This is a genomic window from Streptomyces sp. BR1, assembly GCF_052373795.1.
Classification (GTDB): Bacteria; Actinomycetota; Actinomycetes; order Streptomycetales; family Streptomycetaceae; genus Streptomyces.
In genome coordinates this window covers 3,265,643-3,288,446 of the sequence record NZ_CM126252.1, presented here as the reverse complement: position 1 = coordinate 3,288,446, position 22,804 = coordinate 3,265,643, and the positions used below count along the sequence as shown (strand labels likewise).

Here is a 22,804-nt window from a genome sequence, read left to right as displayed (position 1 = left end):
CCTCCGTCGCCTCACAGCGCCTGCGGGAAGTCGAAGAGACGGCCCGGGTCGTACTGGTGCTTGAGGCGTACGAGCCGGGGTGCGGCCGCTCCGTAGTACGCGGTGCGCCAGTCCGTCAGCTGCGGGTCGGTGTAGTTCTGGTAGGCGGCCCCGGAGGCGTACCGGCTCAGCGCGTCATGGGTGGAATCCAGCCACGCTCGCTGGGCCGTTCCGGGGGTGCCCGGGCGCCAGGACGCGGTGTACTGCGCGAGCACGCGCGAGCGGCGGTGCACGAACGCCGTCGCGTCCGGTGCCACCCGGTTGAGCGCGCCGCCGAGCGCGGTGAGATCGATGTTCCCGCCCCCGCCGCCCTGCGCCGCCGTGACGCCGGCGAACGCCTCGGCCCGGGCGAGCAGCGCCCGTACGCCGTCGGCCGGGAGCGCGCGGTCGAAGAAGGCGGACCGGGCGGCGTACGTCTCGCGCTGGAGCGCGCCCTGCGGGGTGCGGCCGGGGACGGCGCCGGCCAGGTGGCACTGGGCCTCGGAGAGCGTGCTGCACCCGGCGTACCCGAGCATCGCGTCGGTGTAGCTGTGCCGACGCAGCGAGAGACTGGGGGCCGGGGCGCCCGCGCGGTCGGCGAGCTGGTCGACGGCGTTCTGGAGGTCGCCGTACGAGCCCAGCGAGAACCCGGCGACGTTGACGGTCGGGGCGGCACGGGAGCCCGGCGTGCTCGCGCCCGCCGCGAGATGGCAGGCGGACCAGATCTCGTCGGGCTGGTCCGGCCCCCACTCCTGCCACGCCTCGACTACCGCCTGCGCCTTCGACCAGGGCCAGGTCAGATACGCGGTGACGGACTGCGGGGCGTCGTGCGTACGGAAGGTGAGCTCGGTGACCACCCCGAAGTTGCCGTTGCCCGCGCCGCGCAGGGCCCAGAAGAGGTCGGGGTCGTGGTCCGCGTCGGCCGTGACCTTCTTGCCGTCGGCGGTGATGAGGGTGGCGGCGCTGAGGCTGTCGCAGGTCGCCCCGTACGCGCGCGTGGCGACCCCGTGCCCGCCGCCGAGGGTGAGCCCGGAGATCCCGACGGTGGGGCAGGAACCACCGGGAATGGTGCGTCCCGCCTTCCCCAGCCCGAGATAGACATCGAGCAGCCGGGCCCCCGAGCCGATGGTGGCGGTGGACGAGTCCGTACGAATCTCATCGAGCTTGGACACATCGATGACGAGGCGTCCGTTGCCGGACGACCAACCGGCGTACGAATGGCCGCCGTTGCGGATGGCGACGGGGACGCGGTGCACGCGGGCGAACGCGAGGCACTCCTGGATGTCCCCGTCACCCGCCACGTACGCGACGGCGGCGGGGGCCAGGCTGTCGAACCGGGTGTTGTAGAGCTGCCGCGCGACGGGATACGAGGCGTCCCCGGGCCGCACGAACAGCCCGCTCAGCCCGCGCCCGAGGGCGGCCCAGTCGACGGTGGCCGAACTGGTCCTGCCGGTGGGGGTGGGCGCAGTACGGCCGGCGGCGGGGCCGCACCCGGCCACGGCGGCCCCGACCCCGGCGACGAGCAAAGAACGCCGATGCATGGGCCACGCCTTCCCCAATGGCCCGCACCTCAAAAGTGTGGCCGAGCATTTAGGGGCGCGGGGAACTGCGCGAGCAACCCAGCATGGTCCGCACTTGACCTACGGCCGGTTTCCATAGGGGCGCGGGGAACTGCGCGACAAGCCCCCACCGGCCCGCGGCCAGACGACAGCGCAAAGGGGTCGGGGTCTACCCCGATGACTCGTGGTCGGACGCGTCGACGCGCGCCTTGTCGCGCGAGCGACGAGCGGGGCCGACCCACCCACAAGAACACCGCGCATGCGCGAAGCTGCCGCGCTCGGTCGTCGTGGTCCGGTGCTCGGAGTCCGAGGCTTGCTGGGGCACAGAGCAACGGTACCCAGGGCGACCCGCGCCCGGACCCCCGGGCCGGGCCCGAGCGTGACCGCCGCAGGGACGCGGTCGTTATGCGAGACGGGTGGTGCGTCGGTTGAGGATGGCGGTTGGGGGTCGAGCGACGATGACGGTACGGCGGCACAAACGCGGGGCGGGGTTCGCCGGTGCCGTCGTGGCCGGGGTGACGGCCGCCGGAATGCTGGTGACCGGGTGTGGCGAGGGCGGATCCGGCGGCGCCGGGGGCTCCGACGGGCGGACCGCCGACCCGGGGCAGGTGGTGGCGGGCGCGGTCGACGGGCTGGTGGCCGCCCGTAGCTCCAAGGCCAGCACCTCCATGGAGATGGCGTCGGGCGGTACGAGGGTGACCATCCGGGGCGAGGGGGTGTACGACTTCACGCACCGCATGGGCCAGTTGAAGGTGGTGCTGCCCAAGGACGCGGCGGGCGCCGAGGAGCATCTGCCGATCACCGAACTGCTCGCGCCGGGCGAGCTGTACATGAAGAACCGGGGCGCGGGGGTGCCCGCCGACAAATGGGTCCGGGTCGACACGGCGTCGCTGCCGGACGGCAATCTGGTCACCGGCGGCGTCACGGATCCGATGGTCGCCGCCGAACTCCTGCGCGGCGCCGGGGGCGTGACGTATGTGGGCGAGGAGAACCTGGCGGGCGTCCGGGTGCGGCACTACCGGGGCACCGCCGACATCCCGAAGGCGGCGAGCGCGGCCGGTCCGCACGCGCGCGACTCGCTGGCCGCCGCGGCGAAAGGGTTCGGCAGACAGAAGGGCGCGGTGCCGTTCGACGCGTACTTCGACGCGCAGGGGCTGCTGCGCAAGCTGCGGCAGCAGTTCAGTTACGTCAACCAGGGGCGTACGGTCGCGGTCGCCTCGACGACGCTGCTGTACGGGTTCGGGGTGCCCGCGGCCGTACGGCTGCCGGCGGACCGGGACATCTACGCGGGGAAGATCGAGTAGTGATCGGGTCGTAGGGGGCCGGGTGCGGGGGAGTCGGCGGTGGCGTCCCGGAATCCGGTCATGGACGGTGGCGTAAATGGTCCGTCCGTGCCATGCGCGGGCTGTGTCCCTCTTCCTACTCTAGGAAGTCGACGACGGCAGAAAGAGGGGTAGAGGGGTGAGGTGCGTGGCCGGGCTCCGCAGCGCAACCGTCCAGGACCACGTGGCCCTCGTCGAGATCGAGCTGTGCGGCGAGTTGATGATCGCGGCGGCGGGGGCGGACGAGGATCGGCTCAGTCCCGACCGGATCGACGAGGTGCTCAACGTCGAGCCGGAGCGGCGTGCAGTGCCGGGGGACTGATTCCGGCCAACCCCGTACGGCCGGATGCCCTCCCCCGGGCCCGCCCGACGGGATTCGGCCATGTGGCCGGGGTGCACGCACTGAGCGGCGCCCCCCGGCGTTACGTGCGCAGCAGGCGGGCGATTGCCTTTGTGGCTTCTTCCACCTTTGCGTCGATCTCGCCGCCGCCCTTCACCGCCGCGTCCGCGACGCAGTGGCGGAGGTGTTCTTCCAGGAGTTGGAGGGCGAAGGACTGGAGGGCCTTCGTGGAGGCGGAGACCTGGGTGAGTATGTCGATGCAGTAGACGTCCTCGTCCACCAGGCGCTGGAGCCCGCGGATCTGGCCCTCGATGCGGCGCAGCCGCTTGAGGTGCTCGTCCTTCTGCTTGTGGTAGCCGTGAACCGCGTGCGGCTGGTCCGTGAGGACGGTGTCCGGCTCGGCGGGCTCGGTGGTCGTCATCGCGTCCTCCCGTGGTGCGAAGAGGGGGTGGATACCCCTCGTGGGTATAGGGTAACGAATCCCGCGGAAGCGGGCCCGGTGGTGGCCCGGGGAACGGGCCTGGGGGCGGGCCGGGGGCCCGTGCTGATCACTCTGCCTGATGGGCGACACTGAAGTACGCCGGTTAGCCGTGGCCGGATGATGCGCCTAGCATCAGCCTGACCGAATCCAGAGCACCCCGAGGACCCCACGTGCGCTTTCGTCTGACCCCCAGGGAGACGAGCTTCTATGACATGTTCGCCGCATCCGCGGACAACATCGTCACGGGCTCCAAGCTCCTGATGGAACTGCTCGGAGCGGACTCCGCATCCCGGGCCGAGATCGCGGAGCGGATGCGGGCAGCGGAGCACGCGGGCGACGACGCTACCCACGCGATCTTCCACCAGCTGAACTCCTCCTTCATCACGCCGTTCGACCGCGAGGACATCTACACCCTCGCGTCGTCGCTCGACGACATCATGGACTTCATGGAGGAGGCCGTCGACCTCGTCGTCCTCTACAACGTCGAGGAACTGCCCAAGGGTGTCGAGCAGCAGATCGAGGTCCTGGCCCGGGCGGCCGAGCTGACCGCCGAGGCCATGCCGAACCTGCGGACGATGGCCAACCTCACCGAGTACTGGATCGAGGTCAACCGGCTGGAGAACCAGGCCGACCAGATCCACCGCAAGCTGCTCGCCCATCTCTTCAACGGCAAGTACGACGCCATTGAGGTGCTCAAGCTCAAGCAGATCGTGGACGTACTCGAAGAGGCCGCCGACGCCTTCGAGCACGTGGCGAACACGGTGGAGACCATCGCCGTCAAGGAGTCCTGACCTCCGTGGACACCTTTGCACTGGTCGTGACCATCGCGGTCGCGCTCGGATTCACGTACACGAACGGGTTCCACGACTCGGCGAACGCCATCGCGACCTCCGTCTCGACGCGGGCGCTGACCCCGCGCGCGGCGCTGGCGATGGCGGCGGTGATGAACCTCGCCGGCGCCTTCCTCGGGCAGGGCGTCGCGCACACCGTCAGCAAGGGCCTGATCGAGACGCCGACCGGCGACAAGGGGATGGGCATCCTCTTCGCCGCGCTGCTCGGCGCGATCGTCTGGAACCTCGTCACCTGGTACTTCGGTCTTCCCTCGTCCTCCTCGCACGCGCTGTTCGGCGGCATGGTGGGCGCGGCGCTCGCGGGTGGCACGCATGTCATCTGGTCGGGTGTGCTGGAGAAGATCGTCATCCCGATGTTCCTGTCGCCGATCGTCGGTCTCATCGCCGGTTATCTGGTGATGTGCGCGATCATGTGGATGTTCCGCAAGGCCAACCCGCACAAGGCCAAGCGCGGCTTCCGTATCGCGCAGACCGTGTCGGCGGCGGGTATGGCGCTCGGTCACGGCCTCCAGGACGCCCAGAAGACGATGGGCATCGTGGTGATGGCCCTGGTCATCGGCGATGTGCAGAGCGCTGACGCGCCGATTCCGGTGTGGGTGAAGATCTCCTGTGCGGTGATGCTCTCGCTGGGTACGTACGCGGGTGGCTGGCGGATCATGCGGACGCTCGGGCGCAAGATCATTGAGCTGGATCCGCCGCAGGGGTTTGCGGCGGAGACCACTGGGGCGTCGATCATGTTCCTCACGGCGTTCCTGTTCAAGGCGCCGATCTCCACGACGCATGTGATCACGTCGGCGATCATGGGTGTGGGCGCGACGAAGCGGGTCAACGCCGTTCGTTGGGGCGTTGCGAAGAACATCATTCTCGGGTGGTTCATCACGATGCCGGCGGCGGCGCTGGTGGCTGCCGGTAGCTATTACGTGGTGCGGCTCTTCTTCGGCTGAGCCGCCGTGGCGTGATCTGGGGCTCGGGGCTTCGCCCCGGGCCCCTTTGTTTTCGCCTGCGCGACAAGCCCCCACCGGTCCGTGGACGCAAAACGGGCCCGCCCCCTGACACCAGGGGGCGGGCCCTTCGTCTTGCGGTGGCACCGCCATGCAGCACCGCAGACGTCGGGGGGTCTATCCGAAGCGGCCGGAGATGTAGTCCTCGGTCGCCTGGACGGACGGGTTGGAGAAGATCCGCGCGGTCTCGTCGATCTCGACCAGGCGGCCCGGCTGGCCGACGGCCGCCAGGTTGAAGAAGGCCGTACGGTCCGAGACGCGCGCCGCCTGCTGCATGTTGTGCGTCACGATGACGATCGTGAAGCGCTCCTTCAGCTCGCCGATCAGGTCCTCGATCGCGAGGGTCGAGATCGGGTCGAGCGCCGAGCACGGTTCGTCCATCAGCAGGACGTCGGGCTCCACCGCGATCGCCCGCGCTATGCACAGGCGCTGCTGCTGGCCGCCCGACAGGCCCGAGCCGGGCTTGTTGAGGCGGTCCTTGACCTCGTTCCAGAGGTTCGCGCCCTTGAGGGACTTCTCGACGACGTCCGCCAGCTGGTTCTTCTTGTACGAGCCGTTCAGGCGCAGGCCCGCCGCCACGTTGTCGAAGATCGACATCGTCGGGAACGGGTTCGGGCGCTGGAAGACCATGCCGACCGTACGGCGCACGGCGACCGGGTCGACGTCCCTCCCGTACAGGTTCTCGTCGTCCAGGAGCACCTTGCCCTCGACGCGGCCACCGGGGGTGACCTCGTGCATCCGGTTCAGGGTGCGCAGGAACGTGGACTTGCCGCAGCCGGACGGGCCGATGAAGGCGGTCACGGAGCGGGGCTCCACGGTCATCGAGATGTCCTCGATCGCCTTGTGGGCGCCGTAGTACGCGGTCAGGCCGCTGACGTCGATTCGCTTGGCCATCTGAATCACTGCTTCTTTCGGGCGTGCGAGAAAGGGTCGCTGGTGTGGCCCCGCCCGGCGGAGCCGGAAATCGTCGCTTCAGCGACCGGTCTTGGGGGCCTTCCAGCGGGCGATGCCGCGGGCCACCAGGTTGAGGATCATGACGAAGGCGATCAGGACCAGGGCGGCGGCCCACGCGCGGTCGTACGACGCGTCGCTGCCCACCCGGTACTGCTCCCAGATGTAGAACGGGAGCGAGGACTGAGCGCCGTCGAACGGGTTGGTGTTGATCAGCTGGCTGCCGAAGACGAGCAGCATGATCGGGGCGGTCTCACCGGCGATACGGGCGATGGCGAGCATGACGCCCGTGGTGATGCCGCCGATCGCGGTCGGCAGGACCACCTTCAGGATCGTGCGCCACTTCGGCACGCCGAGCGCCAGCGAGGCCTCGCGCAGCTCGTTCGGGACGAGCTTGAGCATCTCCTCGGTGGAGCGGACCACGACCGGCATCATCAGGATCGCCAGTGCCAGCGAGCCCATGAAGCCGGACGGCTTGAGCTCGAACATCAGCATCAGGGTCAGGATGAACAGACCCGCCACGATGGAGGGGATGCCGGTCATGACGTCCACGAAGAACGTCACGGCCTTGGCGAGCGCGCCCTTGCCGTACTCCACGAGGTAGACCGCGGTCAGCAGGCCGAGCGGGGCGGAGATCAGGGTGGCGATGCCGACCTGCTCCAGGGTGCCGATCAGTGCGTGGTAGACACCGCCGCCGGGCTGGAAGCCGGGCACGCCCGCCATCGAGTGGCTGAGGAAGTTCCCGTTGAGGACCTTCGTGCCACGGCTGATCGTCGTCCACAGCAGGGACAGCAGCGGGATCAGGGCGAGGATGAAGCAGACCCACACCAGCGAGGTGGCGACGCGGTCCTTGGCCTGGCGCTTGTTCTCGACGGCCGAGGTGACCACGTACGAGATGAGCACGAACAGGATCGCGGAGATCAGGCCCCACTGGACCTTGCTGGAGAGACCGAAGACGAGGCCGATGCCGCAGCCGAGCGCGATGCCGGCGGCGCCGAAGGCGGCCGTGGCCCAGCGGGGCAGGCCCCGGCGGCTCAGGCTGCCCTTGCGGGGGGCCGGGGCGGCCGGGCGGGCGTCCTGGACAACTGCGTTGGACATCAGGCGTTCGCCCCCGAGTACTCCTTGCGGCGCGCGATGATCAGGCGGGCCGCGCCGTTGACCAGCAGGGTGAGGACGAAGAGGACCAGGCCGGAGGCGATCAGGGCGTCCCGGCCGAGCTGGTTGGCCTCGTCGAACTTCGCCGCGATGTTCTGGGCGAAGGTGCCGCCACCCGGGTTGAGCAGGTGCAGCGAGATGAGATAGCTCGGGGAGAGGACCGTGGCGACGGCCATCGTCTCGCCGAGCGCGCGTCCGAGGCCCAGCATCGAGGCGGAGATGACGCCGGAGCGGCCGAAGGGCAGCACCGAAAGGCGGATGACCTCCCAGCGGGTGGCGCCGAGGGCCAGCGCGGCCTCCTCGTTCATCCGCGGGACCTGGAGGAAGACTTCGCGGCTCACGCTGGTCACGATCGGCAGGATCATGATCGCGAGCAGGATGCCGACGGTGAACAGCGAGCGCGCGACGCCGACCTCGGTCTTGTGGAAGACGAAGGTCCAGCCCAGGTAGGTGTCGAGCCAGGAGTTCATGCCGTCGAGGTAGGGCACGAGGAAGAGGGCGCCCCAGATGCCGTAGATGATCGACGGCACGGCGGCCAGCAGGTCGACCACGTACGCGAGGGGCGCGGCCAGCTTGCGCGGCGCGTAGTGCGAGATGAACAGGGCGATGCCGACGGCGACCGGGACCGCGATGACCATCGCGATCAGCGAGCTGGCGACGGTGCCGAAGAGCAGCACCGCGATGCCGAAGACCGGCTTGTCGGCGGCCGGGTTCCAGTCGAACGTGGTGAAGAAGTTGCCCTCGTCCTTGGAGATGGCGATCCCGGCCCGGACGCTGAGGAAGGCGGCGATCGACGCCATCAGGACGAGCAGCAGGATGCCGGAGCCCCGGGAGAGCCCGAGGAAGATCTTGTCGCCCGCGCGTCCGGTGGACTTGGCGCGCAGGACCGGTGCCGGGGGCGCCGGTGGTGAGGTGTCGGTGGTTATGGAAGCCATGATCTTTCCGGTCTGTGGGCGGGGACTGGATGGGTCCCCTGGCGGCGGTGCACCGGATGGAGGGGGCGGGGGCCGGACGGGGCCCCCGCCCCGGGGGCGTCGAGCCGGCGGATCAGTCGCCGGCTGTCGGCCAGGAGATCCTTAGGAGAGGGAGGCGACCGTCTCGCGGACCTTGGCGTTGATCTCGGCCGGGATCGGCGCGTAGCCGGCGTCCGAGAGGATCTTCTGGCCCTCGTCGCCCGAGGTGTAGCTCAGGAAGGACTTGACCGTGCCGAGGGTGTCGGCCTTGTTGCCCTTGTCGCAGGCGATCTCGTACGTGACGAGGACGATCGGGTAGGCGTTGTCGGCCTTGGTGGCGTAGTCCAGGCCCAGGGCCAGGTCCTTGCCGGTGCCCTTGATCTTGGCGGCGGCGATCGCCTTGGAGGCGTTCTCCGGGGTGGCCTTGACCGGGGCCGCGGCACCCGTGTTGATGTCCACGGTCTTGATCGACTGGGCGGTGGCGTACGAGAGCTCGAAGTAGCCGATCGCGCCGTCCGTCTGCTTGACCTGCGCGGCGACACCGGCGGAGCCGGACGCGGCCTGGCCGCCCGGGGCCGGCCACTTCTTCTCGGCGGTGTACGGCCAGTCGGCCTTGGCGGTGGCGCCGAGGTACTTGCCGAGGTTCTGCGTGGTGCCGGAGTCCTCGGAGCGGTGGAAGGCCTGGATCGCCTTGTCCGGGAGCTTGGCGCCCGGGTTCAGCTTGGCGATGGCCTCGTCGTTCCAGTTCTTGATCTTGCCGTTGAAGATCTTGGCGATCGTCGGGGCGTCCAGGACCAGGCTGTTGACGTTCTCCAGGTGGAAGCCGATCGCGATCGGGCCGCCGACCATCGGGAGGTTGATGCCCTGGCCGCCGGCGGCGCAGACCTTCTTGGAGCTGGCGACCTCCTCCGGCTTCAGCGCGGAGTCGGAACCGGCGAAGCCGACCGTCGACTGGTTGAAGGCGATGATGCCCTCACCGGACGAGGAGGACTTGTAGTTGATCTCGACGCCCTTGCAGGCCGCCATGTAGTTCTTGACCCACAGGTCCATGGCGTTCTTCTGGGCGGAGGAGCCGGAGGCCAGGAGCTGGCCCTTGGCGCCGTCGCACTTGATGTTGGAGGCGGCGCTGGTCTTGCCGGTGCCACCGGTGGAGCTGGAGGTGTCGTTGTTGTTGTCGCTGCCGCACGCCGTGAGGGCCAGGGCGCTGGACACGGCGATGACGCCGAGAGCGGTGGCGCGGAGCCGGTTCTTGCGCTGAAGCTTCACTTTCGGGTGTTCCTTCCAGGAGCCGCCGGTGTCCGTTCGTTGTACGGCGGCGTGCGAAGAGGTGTCCGGTGGGGCGGGTCGCCGCACACCGTGTAAGGCCGAAATTAGGCAGAACAGGTGAAGCCGCCAACGGAGGAGAGTGAACGGAAGGTGAACCGTGTCGGTCAGTGCGGTGCCGGCCGTTACCGGTTTGTGTTCAACTGATCGGGGGGAGCGCGCCGGTGCCGGTCAGGGGCTTGGGGGGCGCTTGGAAATACCGATTGCGCCCCCGCTGCGCTCCCGTCACGACCGGTGCAGGGCGTCCAGGAGCGCGTCCACCAGATGGCGGTCGCGGGGCTGGGTGAGCCGGAGGCGGGCCGCAGCCGGGGGCAGCCAGAGCAGCCGGTCGACCTCGTCGCACGGCACGAAACTCCCCGCACTCGCCTCGGCGGCCCAGTAGTCGACCACCTTGGGGCGGCCCTGCCCGTCGATGTAGTGGACGGAGGGCAGCCGGGCACCTGGCGCACAGATGTGCCCAGTCTCCTCCAGAACCTCCCGCAGCGCCCCCGCGAGCGGGTCCTCACCCCGCTTGAGCTTGCCTTTCGGCAGCGACCAGTCGTCGTATTTCGGCCGGTGCACGAGGCAGATCTCCAGCCCGCCGTCGCCCCACGGCGAGCGGCGCCACAGCACGCAGCCCGCCGCGAGGACCGTGCGCGCCGGGTTCATTGGGCGCTCACCCCCGTGGTCACCGCCGCCATCGGCTGCCAGATCCGCTGGAAGGCGAACCGGGCGGCCTCCACGTCATGGCGCTGGTCGGCGTGGAGCACCCCGAGCGCGTACGCGGTCGCCGGGGCGATGCGCGGGGTGCGGGCTGCGGCAGCGGCGGCAGCGGCCGCCTCGGCCGCGTCCCGGTGCCGGTCGAGCGCGGCCCCCGCCCGCACGAGCCGGTCGTCGCCCTCGTGCGGCAGGCGCCCGGTGCCCAGCACGTCCTGCGCGTACCGGTGCAGCCGCAGCAGCAGCCGTACCTGGTGCCAGGGGGCGTCCTGCGCCTCGCCGGACTGGACGAGCGCCTCCGCGTTGTACGGATGGGCCGCGCGGGCCAGCGGCAGCCCGGCCACCGCCTCGTCGAGCCGCTTGCCCGCGAACTCGGCCGCCGGCGGCAGCACCTCCACCGCGTACGCGGCCGCCGAGCTGGACAGCGGCACCTCGCTGGCCAGCAGCGCCACCGCGTCGGCCACGGCATGGAACCGGGACGAGCCCAGCGCCTGCAATGCCGCCGAGTGCGCCCGGGTCCGGGCAAGGGTCAGCTGCCGTTCGAGCAGCGCCCCGGCCCGGGCGGCGCCCACGGCCAGTGCCGCCGCCTCGCCGCGCGGCGGCGGCACCTGCGGGGTGCCGGAGAGCCGCTGCAGCCCGTCGAGCAGCCGGGCGAGGCGCGCCGCGCAGGCGTGCTCGCCGCCCAGCGTCACACCGAGCCAGGCCAGTTCCGTACGCAAAGTGTCGGCCCAGGACGGGTCGAGCAGCGGACGGAACGTGTGCAGGGTGGCGCCGATGCGGCGGCCGGCGCGGCGCAGTGCCCGCGCGGCCTCCTCGGTGCCGTCGTTGTCGGGTCCCGCCTCGCGGTGGAGGCGGAGACTGCGCAGGAATTCCCCCGCCTGCGCGTGGAGATAGGGGGCGAGCACATCCCCGGCGGTCTCCGGTCCCGGGGATTTCTCAGGGCGTAGCACGCCGGCGCCTCCGGGCGTCTATCAGCATCTCCTGTACGTGCCGCAGCGGCACCCCGTCGGCGTCGGTCGCGTGCCGGGTCCACTCCCCGTCCGGGCCCAGGTGCCAGGACGAGGTGGTGTCCGCCATGCCGGTCTCAAGGAGCCGGGTGAGAGCCGCGCGATGGGCCGGGTCGGTGACCCGGACCAGTGCCTCGATACGGCGGTCGAGGTTGCGGTGCATCATGTCGGCGCTGCCCAGCCAGACCTCGGGCTCGCCGCCGTTCCCGAAGGCGAAGACCCGGGAGTGCTCCAGGAAGCGCCCCAGTATCGACCGCACCCGGATGTTCTCGGAAAGACCGGTCACCCCGGGCCGCGCCGCGCAGATCCCGCGCACCCAGATGTCGACCGGCACCCCGGCCTGCGAGGCCCGGTAGCAGGCGTCGATCACGGCCTCGTCGACCATCGAGTTGACCTTGATGCGTACGTAGGCGGGGCGTCCGGCGCGGTGGTGCGCGGTCTCCTTGTTGATCCGCGAAACCAGGCCGTCCCGAAGGGACTTGGGGGCGACCAGGAGACGGCGGTAGGTCTCGCGGCGCGAGTAGCCGGAGAGCCGGTTGAACAGGTCGGACAGGTCCGCCCCGACCTGCGGGTCGGCGGTCAGCAGGCCCAGGTCCTCGTAGAGGCGGGCCGTCTTGGGGTGGTAGTTGCCGGTGCCCACGTGCGAGTAGCGCCGCAGCGTGTCGCCCTCCTGACGCACCACCAGGGACAGCTTGCAGTGCGTCTTCAGACCGACCAGGCCGTACACCACATGGCAGCCCGACTCCTCCAGCTTGCGGGCCCACTTGATGTTGGCCTGCTCGTCGAAGCGCGCCTTGATCTCGACCAGGACGAGCACCTGCTTGCCGGACTCGGCGGCGTCTATCAGCGCGTCGACGATCGGCGAGTCGCCCGAAGTCCGGTACAGCGTCTGCTTGATGGCGAGTACGTCGGGGTCGGCGGCCGCCTGCTCAAGGAACGCCTGGACCGAGGTGGAGAACGAGTCGTACGGGTGGTGGAGCAGTACGTCCCGCTCGCGCAGCGCGGCGAAGATGTCGGGTGCGGAGGCCGATTCGACCTCGGCGAGGTCCCGATGGGTTCCGGCCACGAACTTGGGGAACTTCAGCTCGGGACGGTCGAGGGCCGCGATACCGAAGAGACCGGTGAGGTCCAGGGGACCGGGCAGCGGATAGACCTCGGCGTCGCTTATCTTCAGCTCGCGCACCAGCAGATCGAGCACGTACGGGTCGATGGACTCCTCGACCTCAAGGCGCACCGGCGGTCCGAAGCGGCGCCGCATGAGCTCCTTCTCCAGCGCCTGGAGCAGGTTCTCGGCGTCGTCCTCCTCGACCTCCAGGTCCTCGTTCCGCGTCACCCGGAACATGTGGTGCGCCAGCACCTCCATCCCCGGGAAGAGCTCTTCCAGATGCGCCGCGATGACGTCCTCAAGCGGCACGTACCGCTGCGGCGACGCCTCCAGGAACCGCGAGAGCAGCGGCGGCACCTTGACCCGCGCGAAGTGGCGATGCCCGCTGACCGGGTTGCGCACGACGACGGCGAGGTTGAGCGAGAGCCCCGAGATGTACGGGAAGGGGTGCGCGGGGTCCACGGCCAGCGGGGTGAGCACCGGGAAGATCTGCTGGCGGAAGAGCGTGAAGAGCCGCGCCTGCTCCTTCTCGGTGAGGTCGGGCCAGCGGATCAGATGGATGTTCTCGTCGGCGAGCGCCGGGGCCACGTCCTGCTGGAAACAGGCGGCGTGCCGGGCCATGAGCTCGCGCGAGCGGTTCCAGATCAGATCCAGGACCTCGCGCGGCTGGAGCCCGGAGGCGGACCGGGTGGCGACACCGGTCGCGATACGGCGCTTCAGACCGGCCACCCGGACCATGAAGAACTCGTCCAGGTTCGACGCGAAGATCGCCAGGAAATTGGCGCGTTCCAGAAGCGGCGTCGCCGGGTCCTCGGCCAGCTCCAGGACGCGCGCGTTGAAGGCGAGCCAGCTGCGCTCCCGGTCCAGGAACCGCCCCGACGGCAGCTCCTCGCCGTCCACCGGCTGCCCGTCCCGCTCGTAGCCCTCGTACGCGTCCAGATCCGCGTCGATGTCCGGCTCCAGGTCGGATACGGCGGCCGCGAGGGTGTGCGGCCGGTGCGCGGCTATGGAACCGACCGACGGCTGGGAGGAGGGCTGGAGGTGGACCTCGGCGCTGGGCTGCTGGCTCATGAACCCATTCTTCCGCGCCCGGGCGCGGTCAGGCGCGTCGGAGAGGACGTCGGAGCGGGCAGGAGCCAGCGTCTTGGGGCGGGCGGCGGTCCCGTTCCGGGAGGGGGGCACCTCGGGCTGCATTGGCTGAGCGTCGCAAGCGTGTCTGAATGCCCGGTAACGAGGACATGACGTGCAGGAATATGAGCCCTGACGCGGATGTCAGGCCTGCCGCGCTGGACGTTCCCGGGCACTTGTAGGGGCGCGGGGCTGTGACATCTGCGGCTCCGCCGCGTGGGCGCGACAAGCCCAGCACGGTCCGCAGACGAAGAATCCACCCCCGGAAGGGGCCAGGGTCAGGACTCGGTCCGGTACATCAGATCCACCTCATGGGTGGTGAACCCAAGACGTTCATACACGGTCACGGCCGCCGTGTTGTCGGCATCCACGTACAACATGGCCACAGGCACACCCTCCCCCGCAAGATGGCGCAAGCCAGTCGCGGTGAGGGCCTTGCCGAGGCCGCCGCCCTGGGCATCCGGCCGGATGCCCACGACGTACACCTCCCCGATCCTCTCCGCCGCGTGCACCTTCGTCCAGTGGAAGCCCACGATGCGGTCGTCGCGCTCGGCGAGGAAGAAGCCCTTCGGGTCGAACCACGGCTCGGCCTTGCGGTCGTCGAGGTCGCGCTGGGTCAGCGAGCCCTGCTCGGGGTGGTGCGCGAAGGCCGCCGCGTTCACCGCGAGCCACGCCGTGTCGTCCTCGCCGGGCACGAAGGTCCGTACGGTGACACCCGGCGGGTAGACCGGCTCGGGGATGTCGAGCGGGGTCAACGGCCGCCGCATCTGGCGCAGTTCGCGGAACAGGGTGAGCCCGAGGACCTGCGCGAGATGGCGGGCGGCGGAGTGCCCGCCGTGCGCCCACACCCGCAGCCGCTTGCCGGACGCGCCGAGCAGCGCCGAGCCGAGCGCCCGCCCGTGGCCGCGGCCGCGGTGCGCGGGGTGGATGACGAGTTCGGCGGCCGGTGCCTCGATCGGGTCGGTGTCCTCCAGCTGCGCGTAGCCGATGAGCTCGGTGCCCTCGGAGGAGGTGACGGTGAGGAGGAAGTGGCGGATCCCGGGCCGCCGCCCGCCCCGCAGCTGGAGCCGCCCCTGCTCGGAGACGGCCTGCTGCCCGTCGGCCCGGGCGGCCTCGGCGAGCAGCGCGAGCACCTCCTGGGCCTGGGGGTGGGTCAGCTCGTCGAGGGTCTGGATCTCACGTCCGGAGGGGCCGGGGCCGGCGGGGTCAGTCGTCATGTGTACGAGCGTACGGCGGCCGGGGGCAAAACCTGACGTACCGCCAAACGGCAACCATCCCGTAACCCCATCCCCCTGTCGCGCTACGCGCGTTGACCCTAGGCTTCCGCTGGCGGCGGACCTCATCCGTCACGCTGGACGACCACTGAACCACCTAGGGGAGAGATGTCAGCGACACCCCGGAAGAACCGCGGCGGCCGCGCCGGCCGCCGGGTCCTGGCGGCCGCCGCGGGACTCACCACGCTCGGCGCGCTCGTCGCCGCGATGCCCGCGGCCGACGCCCACGACAAGGGGCACGGCCACCCGAAGCCCGCGCGGACGGTGGACGTCCAGCTGCTCTCCTTCAACGATCTGCACGGCAACCTGGAGCCGCCGGCCGGCTCGGCGGGCACGGTGGCCGAGAAGCAGGCCGACGGCACGGTGAAGTCCATACCGGCCGGCGGCGTCGAGTACCTGGCGACCTCGCTGCGCAACGCGCGCAAGGGCCACCCGTACTCGATCACCGCCGCCGCCGGTGACATGGTCGGCGCCAGCCCGCTGCTCTCGGGGCTCTTCCACGACGAGCCGACCATCGAGGCGCTGAACGACATCAAGCTCGATGTCACCTCGGTCGGCAACCACGAGTTCGACGAGGGCGCGGTCGAGCTCGCCCGGATGCAGAACGGCGGCTGCCACCCGGTCGAGGGCTGCTACGAGAAGGGCAAGAAGTTCCCGGGCGCGGACTTCCCGTATCTCGCGGCCAATGTGACCAGCGAGAAGACCGGCAAGCCGATCCTCAAGCCGTACACGGTCTGGAAGAAGAACGGCATCAGGATCGGCTTCATCGGTGTGACCCTCAAGGGCACACCGGACGTCGTGACCGCCGAGGGCGTCAAGGGCCTGAAGTTCCACGACGAGATCGAGACGATCAACAAGTACGCCAAGGAGCTCGACCGGCAGGGCGTGAAGTCCATCGTCGCCCTGATCCACGAGGGCGGGCTGCCGACCAGCAACGCGTACAACTACGACTGCGACTCGGCGGGCCCCGGCAGCGGTCTGTCCGGCCCGATCGTCGACATCGCCAAGGGCGTCACGCCCAAGGTGGACGCGCTGATCACCGGCCACACCCACACCGCGTACGCCTGCACCATCCCGGACCCGGCGGGCAACCCGCGCATGGTCACCTCGGCGGCCTCCTACGGCAAGCTGTTCACCGAGACGACGCTGACGTACGACAAGCGGACCAAGGACATCGTCCGCACCGCCGTGAAGTCGCCGAAGTCGGTGAACCACATCGTCAGCCGCGACCAGGCCAAGGCGCCGGACATCAGCGCGCTGATCGCCCGCTGGAACAAGCTGGCCGCGCCGGTCGCCAATCGGCCGCAGGGCTACATCTCGGCCGACATCAACGGCCGCGGCTCCGACGCGCCCGAGAAGCCGCTCGGCGACCTGATCGCGGACGCGCAGCTCGCGGGCCTCGCCCCGAACGACAAGGGCGGCGCCCAGATCGCGTTCATGAACCCCGGAGGCATCCGCTCCGACCTCGTCTACAAGGCGAGCGGCAGTGAGGGCGACGGGGTGGTGACCTACGGCGAGGCGTTCACCGTCCAGCCGTTCACCAACATGATGAACGTCGTCAGCCTGTCCGGCGCCCAGCTGATCCAGGGCCTCCAGCAGCAGGTCAGCGGCGGCAACCAGGCCGAGCCGAAGATCCTCCAGGTCTCGAAGGGCTTCACCTACACGCTGGACATGACGAAGACGGGCGCGGCCCGGGTCCTCGTCGACACGGTGAAGCTGAACGGTGTCGCCATCGACCCGGCGAAGTCGTACCGCGTCGCGATGAACGCGTTCCTCGCGGGCGGCGGCGACGGCTTCACGGCGCTCGGCCAGGGCACCAACAAGCTGGTCGGCGCGTCCGACCTGGACGTCTTCAACGCCTACCTGGCGGCGAACTCCTCGGCGTCCGCGCCGATCGCCCCGCCGGCCCAGAACCGGATCACGGTCGTGAAGTAGTCACGTATTAGCTGTGGTGAGGGGCGGCGGGCCGGTTGGCCCGCCGCCCCTCCTGCTTTGTCACGTGTACTCGGGCGGCGGGGTCGGGGCGCCCGGGAGGCGGATGGTGGCGACCGTGCCGGGGCCGTCCGGGGCCGGGCCGAGCGCGATGGTGCCGCCCGCGTGCTCGACCGTACGGGCCACGATCGAGAGCCCGAGGCCCGAGCCGGGCAGCGAACGGGCCGACTGCGAGCGCCAGAACCGCTCGAAGACGTGCGGGAGTTCATCGGCCGGAATGCCGGGACCCTGGTCGCGTACGGAGAGCACCCCCCGGTCGAGGACGACGGTGATCGTGCCGCCGGGCGGGCTGAACTTCACCGCGTTGTCCAGGACGTTGACGACCGCGCGCTCCAGCTTCGCCGGTTCGGCCCGTACGTACCAGGGCGCGAGCTCGGCCGTGATGGTGAGCTCGGGCCCGCGCAGCCGGGCGCGGTCGAGGGCGATCCGGGTGATGTCGTGGAAGCCGACCACTTCGAGCGGCCCCTCGCGTACGGCGTCCGGCCGGGACAGCTCCTGCAAGTCGCCGATCAGGGAGGCGAGTTCGGACATCTGCGCCTTGACCGAGACCATCAGCGCCTTGCGGTCGGCGGGCGGGATCACCCGCCCCGTCTCGTCACTGCGCGCGAGCAGCTCGATGTTGGTCCGCAGCGAGGTCAGCGGGGTGCGCAGCTCGTGGCCCGCGTCGGCGATGAGCTGCGCCTGGCGGTCGCGGGAGGAGGCGAGGGCGGCGGTCATCGCGTTGAACGACCGCGAGAGCCGGGCGATCTCGTCCTCGCCCTCGGCGGGGATACGGACGGTCAGGTCCTCGGTACGGGCCACGTGCTCGACCGTGTCGGTCAGCTGGTCCACCGGGCGGAGCCCCGCGCGGGCGACCCAGAGACCGGCGGCGCCGGCGCCGATGACCCCTATGCCGGAGACGAGCAGCAGGACGATCGCCAGCTTGTTGAGCGGCGTCGTCACGTCGGACATCGGCACCGCGATGGAGACGGCCACCCGGCCCTGCGCGCCGAGGCCGCTGATGTGGGCCGCCCGGGTGTAGACGCGGCGCTCCACCCCGGCGCCGTCCGTCGTGGTGTGCAGGGCGTCCTCGCGCGGACCGGTGGCGACGGCGATGTCCGCCTGGCGCACCGGCAGATGCGCGGACCTGGGGTTGGAGCACACCGTGCCGTCCGGGAAGACGACCTGGGTCAGCGGGGTGTTGCCCGGCAGCCGGATCCGCTCGGGGTTGGGGCTGCGGCAGGTCTGGACGAGGACCGTGGCGTAGTCCGCGCTGGCGGAGCTGGCCGCCTGGTTGCGCAGCCGGTTGTCGAGCTGGCTGGTCAGCACGCCTTGGGTGATGAACCAGCAGGCGGCGGCCACCGCGGCCACCGCCACCGTGACCGCTGTCGCCACCAGCAGCGCGAGCCGCGATCTGAGCGGCAGCTCGCGGAACCACCGCACCGGTCTCCTCACTCCGTGCCGCCCGCACGCAGCGCGTACCCCACACCGCGCACGGTGTGCACGACGCGCGGCTCGCCGCCCGCCTCGGTCTTGCGGCGCAGATACATGACGTACACGTCGAGGGAGTTGGACGACGGCTCGAAGTCGAAGCCCCAGACCGCCTTGAGGATCTGCTCGCGGGTCAGCACCTGGCGCGGATGGGCCAGGAACATCTCCAGGAGCGTGAACTCGGTACGGGTCAGCTCCACGACCCGCTCGCCCCGGGTGACCTCGCGGGTCGCGAGGTCCATACGGAGGTCGGCGAAGGTCAGGACGTTGTCGTCGGGCTGTTCGGTGGCAGATGCGGGCGCGTACGAGCTGCGGCGCAGCAGCGCGCGGATGCGGGCGAACAGCTCGTCCAGCTCGAACGGCTTGACCAGGTAGTCGTCGGCGCCCGCGTCGAGCCCGGTGACGCGGTCGCCGACCGTGTCGCGGGCGGTCAGCATCAGGACGGGCGTGGTGGACCCCGAGCCGCGCAGCCGCCGGGCGGCCGTGAGCCCGTCCATCCGGGGCATCTGGATGTCGAGGACGATCAGGTCGGGCTGGTACGCCTCCGCCTTGGCCAGCGCGTCCAGACCGTCGACGGCGACCTCCGTCCCGTACCCCTCGAAGGCGAGACTGCGCTGCAGCGCCTCGCGGACGGCGGGCTCGTCGTCGACGATCAGGATGCGCTGGGTGTCGTCCTCGGCGGGTGCGGGGCTCATCGGTGTGGGGTCTTCCTCGGAGGCGGGTGTCGGGGCGGTACGGGTTCGCGCTGTCCAGCGTCGCATGCCGGACGTCCGCCGGGCGTCAGCTGTTGGCGCCGCTGCCGCCGCCGGAACCGCTGCCCGACCGCAGACTGTCGAGGTCGGCCTTGACGGTGTTGATCGGGATGGCGAACCCGAGCCCGACACTACCGGCCGACGAGCTGGAGGCACTGGCGGAACTCGGGCTGTACATGGCCGAGTTGATGCCGATGATGTTGCCGTTCATGTCGATGAGCGCGCCGCCGGAGTTGCCCGGGTTGAGGGAGGCGTCGGTCTGGATGGCCTTGTACGTGGTCTTCGAGGACCCGGTGTCGCCGTTGAACTGCTGCCCACCGAACTCGAACGGCCAGCCACCGCGACCGCGTCCCTGACCCTGGGTGTCTCCCTGTCCCTGACCCTGCCCCTGCTCCTTGGCGACGGTGACGTCGCGGTTGAGGGCGGAGACGATGCCGCTGGTGACGGTGCCGGTCAGGCCCTCGGGGGAGCCGATGGCTACGACCTGGTCGCCGACGCGCAGGTTGTCGGAGTTGCCGAGGCTTGCGGGCTTCAGACCGCTGGCGCCTTGCACCTTGATGAGCGCGAGGTCCTTGTCGGGGTCGGTGCCGACGACGCTCGCGGTGTACGTCTTGCCGTCGCTGGTACGCACCTTGACCTGGTCGGACCCGGCGACGACGTGGTTGTTGGTGACGATCTCCCCGCCCGAGGTGACGATCACCCCGGAGCCGGTGGACTCGCCGGAGGACGAGGTCGCGCTGATCTCCACGATGCTGGGCGAGACGGCCTGGGCGACCCCGGCGACGGTGCCGTTGGTGCTCCTGGAGGCGTTGGTGCCGCTGACGCCGGGGGCGCTGGCGGTGGTGCCGTTGCCGGTCCACCGCTCTATGAGCGTGGCGGTCCCGCCGCCGACGGCCGCCGCGGCGATGGCGACGGCGGCGATGAGCCCGACGGAGCGGCGGGCGCGGCGTGGGCGGGGGCTGTCGGGGTTGCCGGGGGGCGTGCCCCCGTCCCCGTTCCCGGGCCAGATGGTGGTCCCGGGCCCGGCGTGCATGGGCGCGGCGGGCTCGTACGGCGGCGGGGGCGGGTAGGCCCCGGACGCCTGCGGATACGGCTGCGGCTGCTGCGGCTCGTGCTCGGGGAGGCTCATGTCCTTCACCTTCGCGGCGCTTGATGAGAGCCGTCTGAGGACGGGGTGAGAAGCCCGGCAGAACCATGTTTGCCCGAAATAAAGACCCCCACCCCGCCCCTTCACCTAGACCCTCCGGGGGATCTTGTCGGGTGCGGATCGTGCTGGGTTGCTCGCGCAGTTCCCCGCGCCCCTAGGTGGTTAGGGGCGCGGGGAACTGCGCGAGCAACCCCCACCGGCGGCCAGCCGAACCAAGGGGGTCCGGGGGCGTAGCCCCAGGCAGCCCACCCCAACCCCCACCCGGCCGCCCGCCCAGGGCTTTCGGGAAGGGGCGGGGTGGGGAATCGCCCGCCGCAGGCGGGGCGCGCGGGGTTCGGGGCGTAGCCCCGGCAGGGGGACCGGGGGCGTAGCCCCAGGCACGGGCAGGTGGGGCCTCGAACATGCGCGCGTCAGCGGATAGCCTCCCGCCATGCCCAATGGTCAGTGGTACCCGCCGGAATGGCCCGACCGGATCCGCGCCCTCGCCCACGGCGACCTGGTCCCCGTACAACCCCGCCGCGCCGCAACAGTCCTCCTCCTCAAAAACGCACGGCAGGACACCCTCGCCGTACACATGCTCCGCCGCCGCACCTCCATGGCCTTCGCCGCAGGCGCGTACGCGTACCCCGGCGGCGGCGTGGACCCCCGCGACGACGCACGCCGCATCGGCTGGGCCGGCCCGACCAGAGAGACCTGGGCGGAAAGCCTGGGCGTGGACCCCGACGACGCCCAGGCCATCGTCTGCGCCGCAGTCCGCGAGACGTACGAGGAGTCCGGCGTCCTCCTCGCCGGCCCCGACGCCGAGAGCGTCGTCGGCGACACCACCGGCGACGACTGGGAGGCCGACCGCCTCGCCCTCGTAGCCCGCGACCTCTCCTTCGCCGAGTTCCTGGACCGCCGAGGCCTCGTCCTGCGCTCGGACCTGCTGGGCGCGTGGGCGCGCTGGATCACCCCCGAGTTCGAGCCGAAGCGGTACGACACCTGGTTCTTCGTCGCCGCGCTCCCCGAGGGCCAGCGCACCCGCAACGCCTCCACCGAGGCCGACCGCACCGTGTGGATCGGCCCCGCCGAGGCCACCGCCGGGTACGACCGGGGCGAGCTCCTGATGATGCCGCCGACCGTTTCGACCCTGCGCGCCCTCCTCCCGTACGCCACCCCCGCCCAGGCCCTGGCGGCGGCGGTCACCCGCGACCTCACCCCCGTACTGGCCCGGGCGAGCCTCGGCGACGACGGCGAGATCGTGCTGAGCTGGCCCGGCCACGACGAGTTCACCAAGCGCATCCACACGGCCGAAGGAACGACCACATGACGGAAGCAGCCACCCCCCACGGCTCGATGGAAGGCACCACGGCGTGACCGAAGCAGCCGCCCTCCCCGGCCAGCCGCGCGGCGGGGTGCTCTCCGGCCCCGCCACCGACCGTGCCGTCAACGTCCTCGCGCCCAACGCGTCCGCGATGACCCTCGACGGCACCAACACCTGGATCGTGGCCGAGCCCGACTCGGACCTCGCGGTCGTCATCGACCCCGGGCCGCTCGACGACGCCCATCTGCGGAGCGTTGTAGCGACCGCCGAGCAGATGGGCAAGCGGGTCGCGCTCACCCTGCTCACCCATGGCCACCCCGACCACGCCGAGGGCGCGGCCCGCTTCGCCGAGCTGACGCGTACGCACGTACGCGCCCTCGACCCGGCGTTGCGCCTCGGCGACGAGGGCCTCGCAGCCGGTGACGTGATCACCACCGGCGGCCTGGAGATGTGGGTGGTGCCCACCCCCGGCCACACCGCCGACTCGCTCTGCTTCCATCTCCCCGCCGACCGGGCCGTGTTGACGGGTGACACGGTCCTCGGGCGCGGCACGACCGTCGTCGCCCACCCCGACGGCCGCCTCGGCGACTACCTCGACTCACTGCGGCGGCTGCGCTCGCTGACGGTCGACGACGGCGTGCGCACCGTACTGCCAGGGCACGGCCCGGTCCTCGACGACGCCCAGGGCGCCATCGAGTTCTACCTGGCCCACCGAGCCCACCGGCTGGCCCAGGTGGAGACGGCCGTGGAGGACGGCCACACCACGGCGGCGGACGTGGTGGCCCGTGTCTACGCGGACGTCGACCGTTCCCTGTGGCCGGCCGCCGAACTCTCCGTACGCGCCCAGCTGGAATACCTGCGCGAGCACGGCCTGATCTAGCACCCAGCCACATTCCCAAGCTAGACCCGACCACTGACAACGCAACGGGCCCGCCTCCCCACCAGGGGAAACGGGCCCGTACGTACAAGCAAAAGC

General features: G+C 70.8%; 20 protein-coding genes. 7 read left to right on the top strand and 13 right to left on the bottom strand.

The window, feature by feature from the left end:
• Positions 1-11 precede the first annotated feature (11 nt).
• Complete coding sequence (locus ACT1U9_RS14170) at positions 12-1,559, bottom strand: FAD-binding oxidoreductase (RefSeq protein WP_444538654.1); 1,548 nt, start codon at positions 1,557-1,559, stop codon at positions 12-14.
• Between the two features lie 476 nt (positions 1,560-2,035).
• On the opposite strand from ACT1U9_RS14170, the gene ACT1U9_RS14165 reads away from it, so the two are divergent.
• Together ACT1U9_RS14165 and ACT1U9_RS14160 are read left to right on the top strand one after the other, a co-directional pair.
• A complete protein-coding gene (locus ACT1U9_RS14165; RefSeq protein ID WP_444538653.1) occupies positions 2,036-2,881 on the top strand; it encodes a hypothetical protein in 846 nt (281 codons plus the stop codon).
• A 157-nt stretch (positions 2,882-3,038) separates the two neighbouring features.
• Entirely contained in the window at positions 3,039-3,221 is a 183-nt protein-coding gene (locus tag ACT1U9_RS14160) for a hypothetical protein (RefSeq protein WP_444538652.1), read from the top strand.
• A gap of 100 nt (positions 3,222-3,321) precedes the next feature.
• Here ACT1U9_RS14160 and ACT1U9_RS14155 read toward each other — a convergent pair whose 3' ends face one another.
• Entirely contained in the window at positions 3,322-3,660 is a 339-nt protein-coding gene (locus ACT1U9_RS14155; protein ID WP_188272847.1) for a metal-sensitive transcriptional regulator, read from the bottom strand.
• Positions 3,661-3,890: 230 nt separating this feature from the next.
• Here ACT1U9_RS14155 and ACT1U9_RS14150 point away from each other — a divergent pair, with 230 nt between their 5' ends.
• Together ACT1U9_RS14150 and ACT1U9_RS14145 are read left to right on the top strand one after the other, a co-directional pair.
• The gene (locus ACT1U9_RS14150) at positions 3,891-4,511 is read left to right on the top strand and encodes a DUF47 domain-containing protein (RefSeq protein ID WP_444538651.1); all 621 of its coding nucleotides are present in this window, start codon (positions 3,891-3,893) and stop codon (positions 4,509-4,511) included.
• A gap of 5 nt (positions 4,512-4,516) precedes the next feature.
• Positions 4,517-5,515 carry an inorganic phosphate transporter gene (locus tag ACT1U9_RS14145; protein WP_444538650.1) on the top strand — a complete coding sequence of 333 codons (999 nt, stop codon included), beginning with the start codon at positions 4,517-4,519 and terminating at the stop codon, positions 5,513-5,515.
• A gap of 174 nt (positions 5,516-5,689) precedes the next feature.
• On the opposite strand, the gene pstB is transcribed toward ACT1U9_RS14145, so the two are convergent.
• From pstB to mshD, 8 genes are all read right to left on the bottom strand, one after another.
• Positions 5,690-6,466, bottom strand: coding sequence for a phosphate ABC transporter ATP-binding protein PstB (gene pstB / locus ACT1U9_RS14140; RefSeq protein WP_444538649.1), 777 nt, complete (start codon positions 6,464-6,466; stop codon positions 5,690-5,692).
• 78 nt (positions 6,467-6,544) lie between these two features.
• Positions 6,545-7,621, bottom strand: a complete 1,077-nt coding sequence (pstA, locus tag ACT1U9_RS14135) for a phosphate ABC transporter permease PstA (RefSeq protein ID WP_444538648.1) — start codon at positions 7,619-7,621, stop codon at positions 6,545-6,547.
• On the bottom strand, positions 7,621-8,613 hold the full coding sequence (pstC, locus tag ACT1U9_RS14130) for a phosphate ABC transporter permease subunit PstC (protein ID WP_444538647.1): 993 nt from the start codon (positions 8,611-8,613) through the stop codon (positions 7,621-7,623). The genes pstA and pstC overlap by 1 nt, the downstream gene beginning before the upstream one ends.
• A gap of 141 nt (positions 8,614-8,754) precedes the next feature.
• Positions 8,755-9,897, bottom strand: a complete 1,143-nt coding sequence (gene pstS, locus ACT1U9_RS14125; RefSeq protein ID WP_444538646.1) for a phosphate ABC transporter substrate-binding protein PstS — start codon at positions 9,895-9,897, stop codon at positions 8,755-8,757.
• Positions 9,898-10,179: 282 nt separating this feature from the next.
• Positions 10,180-10,602, bottom strand: a complete 423-nt coding sequence (locus ACT1U9_RS14120; RefSeq protein ID WP_444538645.1) for an NUDIX hydrolase — start codon at positions 10,600-10,602, stop codon at positions 10,180-10,182.
• The gene (locus ACT1U9_RS14115) at positions 10,599-11,600 is read right to left on the bottom strand and encodes a CHAD domain-containing protein (protein WP_444538644.1); all 1,002 of its coding nucleotides are present in this window, start codon (positions 11,598-11,600) and stop codon (positions 10,599-10,601) included. Before ACT1U9_RS14115 ends, ACT1U9_RS14120 begins: the two co-directional genes overlap by 4 nt.
• Positions 11,587-13,833: an RNA degradosome polyphosphate kinase gene (locus ACT1U9_RS14110; protein WP_444538643.1), complete on the bottom strand. Its 2,247-nt coding sequence runs from the start codon at positions 13,831-13,833 to the stop codon at positions 11,587-11,589. The genes ACT1U9_RS14115 and ACT1U9_RS14110 overlap by 14 nt, the downstream gene beginning before the upstream one ends.
• Before the next feature lie 335 nt (positions 13,834-14,168).
• Complete coding sequence (mshD, locus tag ACT1U9_RS14105; protein WP_444538642.1) at positions 14,169-15,107, bottom strand: mycothiol synthase; 939 nt, start codon at positions 15,105-15,107, stop codon at positions 14,169-14,171.
• 165 nt (positions 15,108-15,272) lie between these two features.
• Between mshD and ACT1U9_RS14100 the strand changes: the two genes are divergently transcribed.
• Positions 15,273-17,099 (top strand): bifunctional metallophosphatase/5'-nucleotidase, encoded by a 1,827-nt coding sequence (locus ACT1U9_RS14100; protein WP_444538641.1) that lies wholly within the window; start codon positions 15,273-15,275, stop codon positions 17,097-17,099.
• 60 nt (positions 17,100-17,159) lie between these two features.
• Here the strand turns inward: ACT1U9_RS14100 and ACT1U9_RS14095 are convergent, their stop codons facing one another.
• From ACT1U9_RS14095 to ACT1U9_RS14085, 3 genes are all read right to left on the bottom strand, one after another.
• Positions 17,160-18,578 (bottom strand): sensor histidine kinase, encoded by a 1,419-nt coding sequence (locus ACT1U9_RS14095; RefSeq protein ID WP_444538640.1) that lies wholly within the window; start codon positions 18,576-18,578, stop codon positions 17,160-17,162.
• An 8-nt stretch (positions 18,579-18,586) separates the two neighbouring features.
• Complete coding sequence (locus ACT1U9_RS14090) at positions 18,587-19,321, bottom strand: response regulator transcription factor (protein WP_444538639.1); 735 nt, start codon at positions 19,319-19,321, stop codon at positions 18,587-18,589.
• Positions 19,322-19,406: 85 nt separating this feature from the next.
• Positions 19,407-20,507 carry a S1C family serine protease gene (locus ACT1U9_RS14085; RefSeq protein ID WP_444538638.1) on the bottom strand — a complete coding sequence of 367 codons (1,101 nt, stop codon included), beginning with the start codon at positions 20,505-20,507 and terminating at the stop codon, positions 19,407-19,409.
• A 448-nt stretch (positions 20,508-20,955) separates the two neighbouring features.
• Between ACT1U9_RS14085 and ACT1U9_RS14080 the strand changes: the two genes are divergently transcribed.
• Entirely contained in the window at positions 20,956-21,834 is an 879-nt protein-coding gene (locus tag ACT1U9_RS14080; RefSeq protein WP_444538637.1) for an NUDIX hydrolase, read from the top strand.
• A gap of 43 nt (positions 21,835-21,877) precedes the next feature.
• On the top strand, positions 21,878-22,708 hold the full coding sequence (locus tag ACT1U9_RS14075; RefSeq protein ID WP_444538636.1) for an MBL fold metallo-hydrolase: 831 nt from the start codon (positions 21,878-21,880) through the stop codon (positions 22,706-22,708).
• The last annotated feature ends 96 nt before the right edge of the window (positions 22,709-22,804 follow it).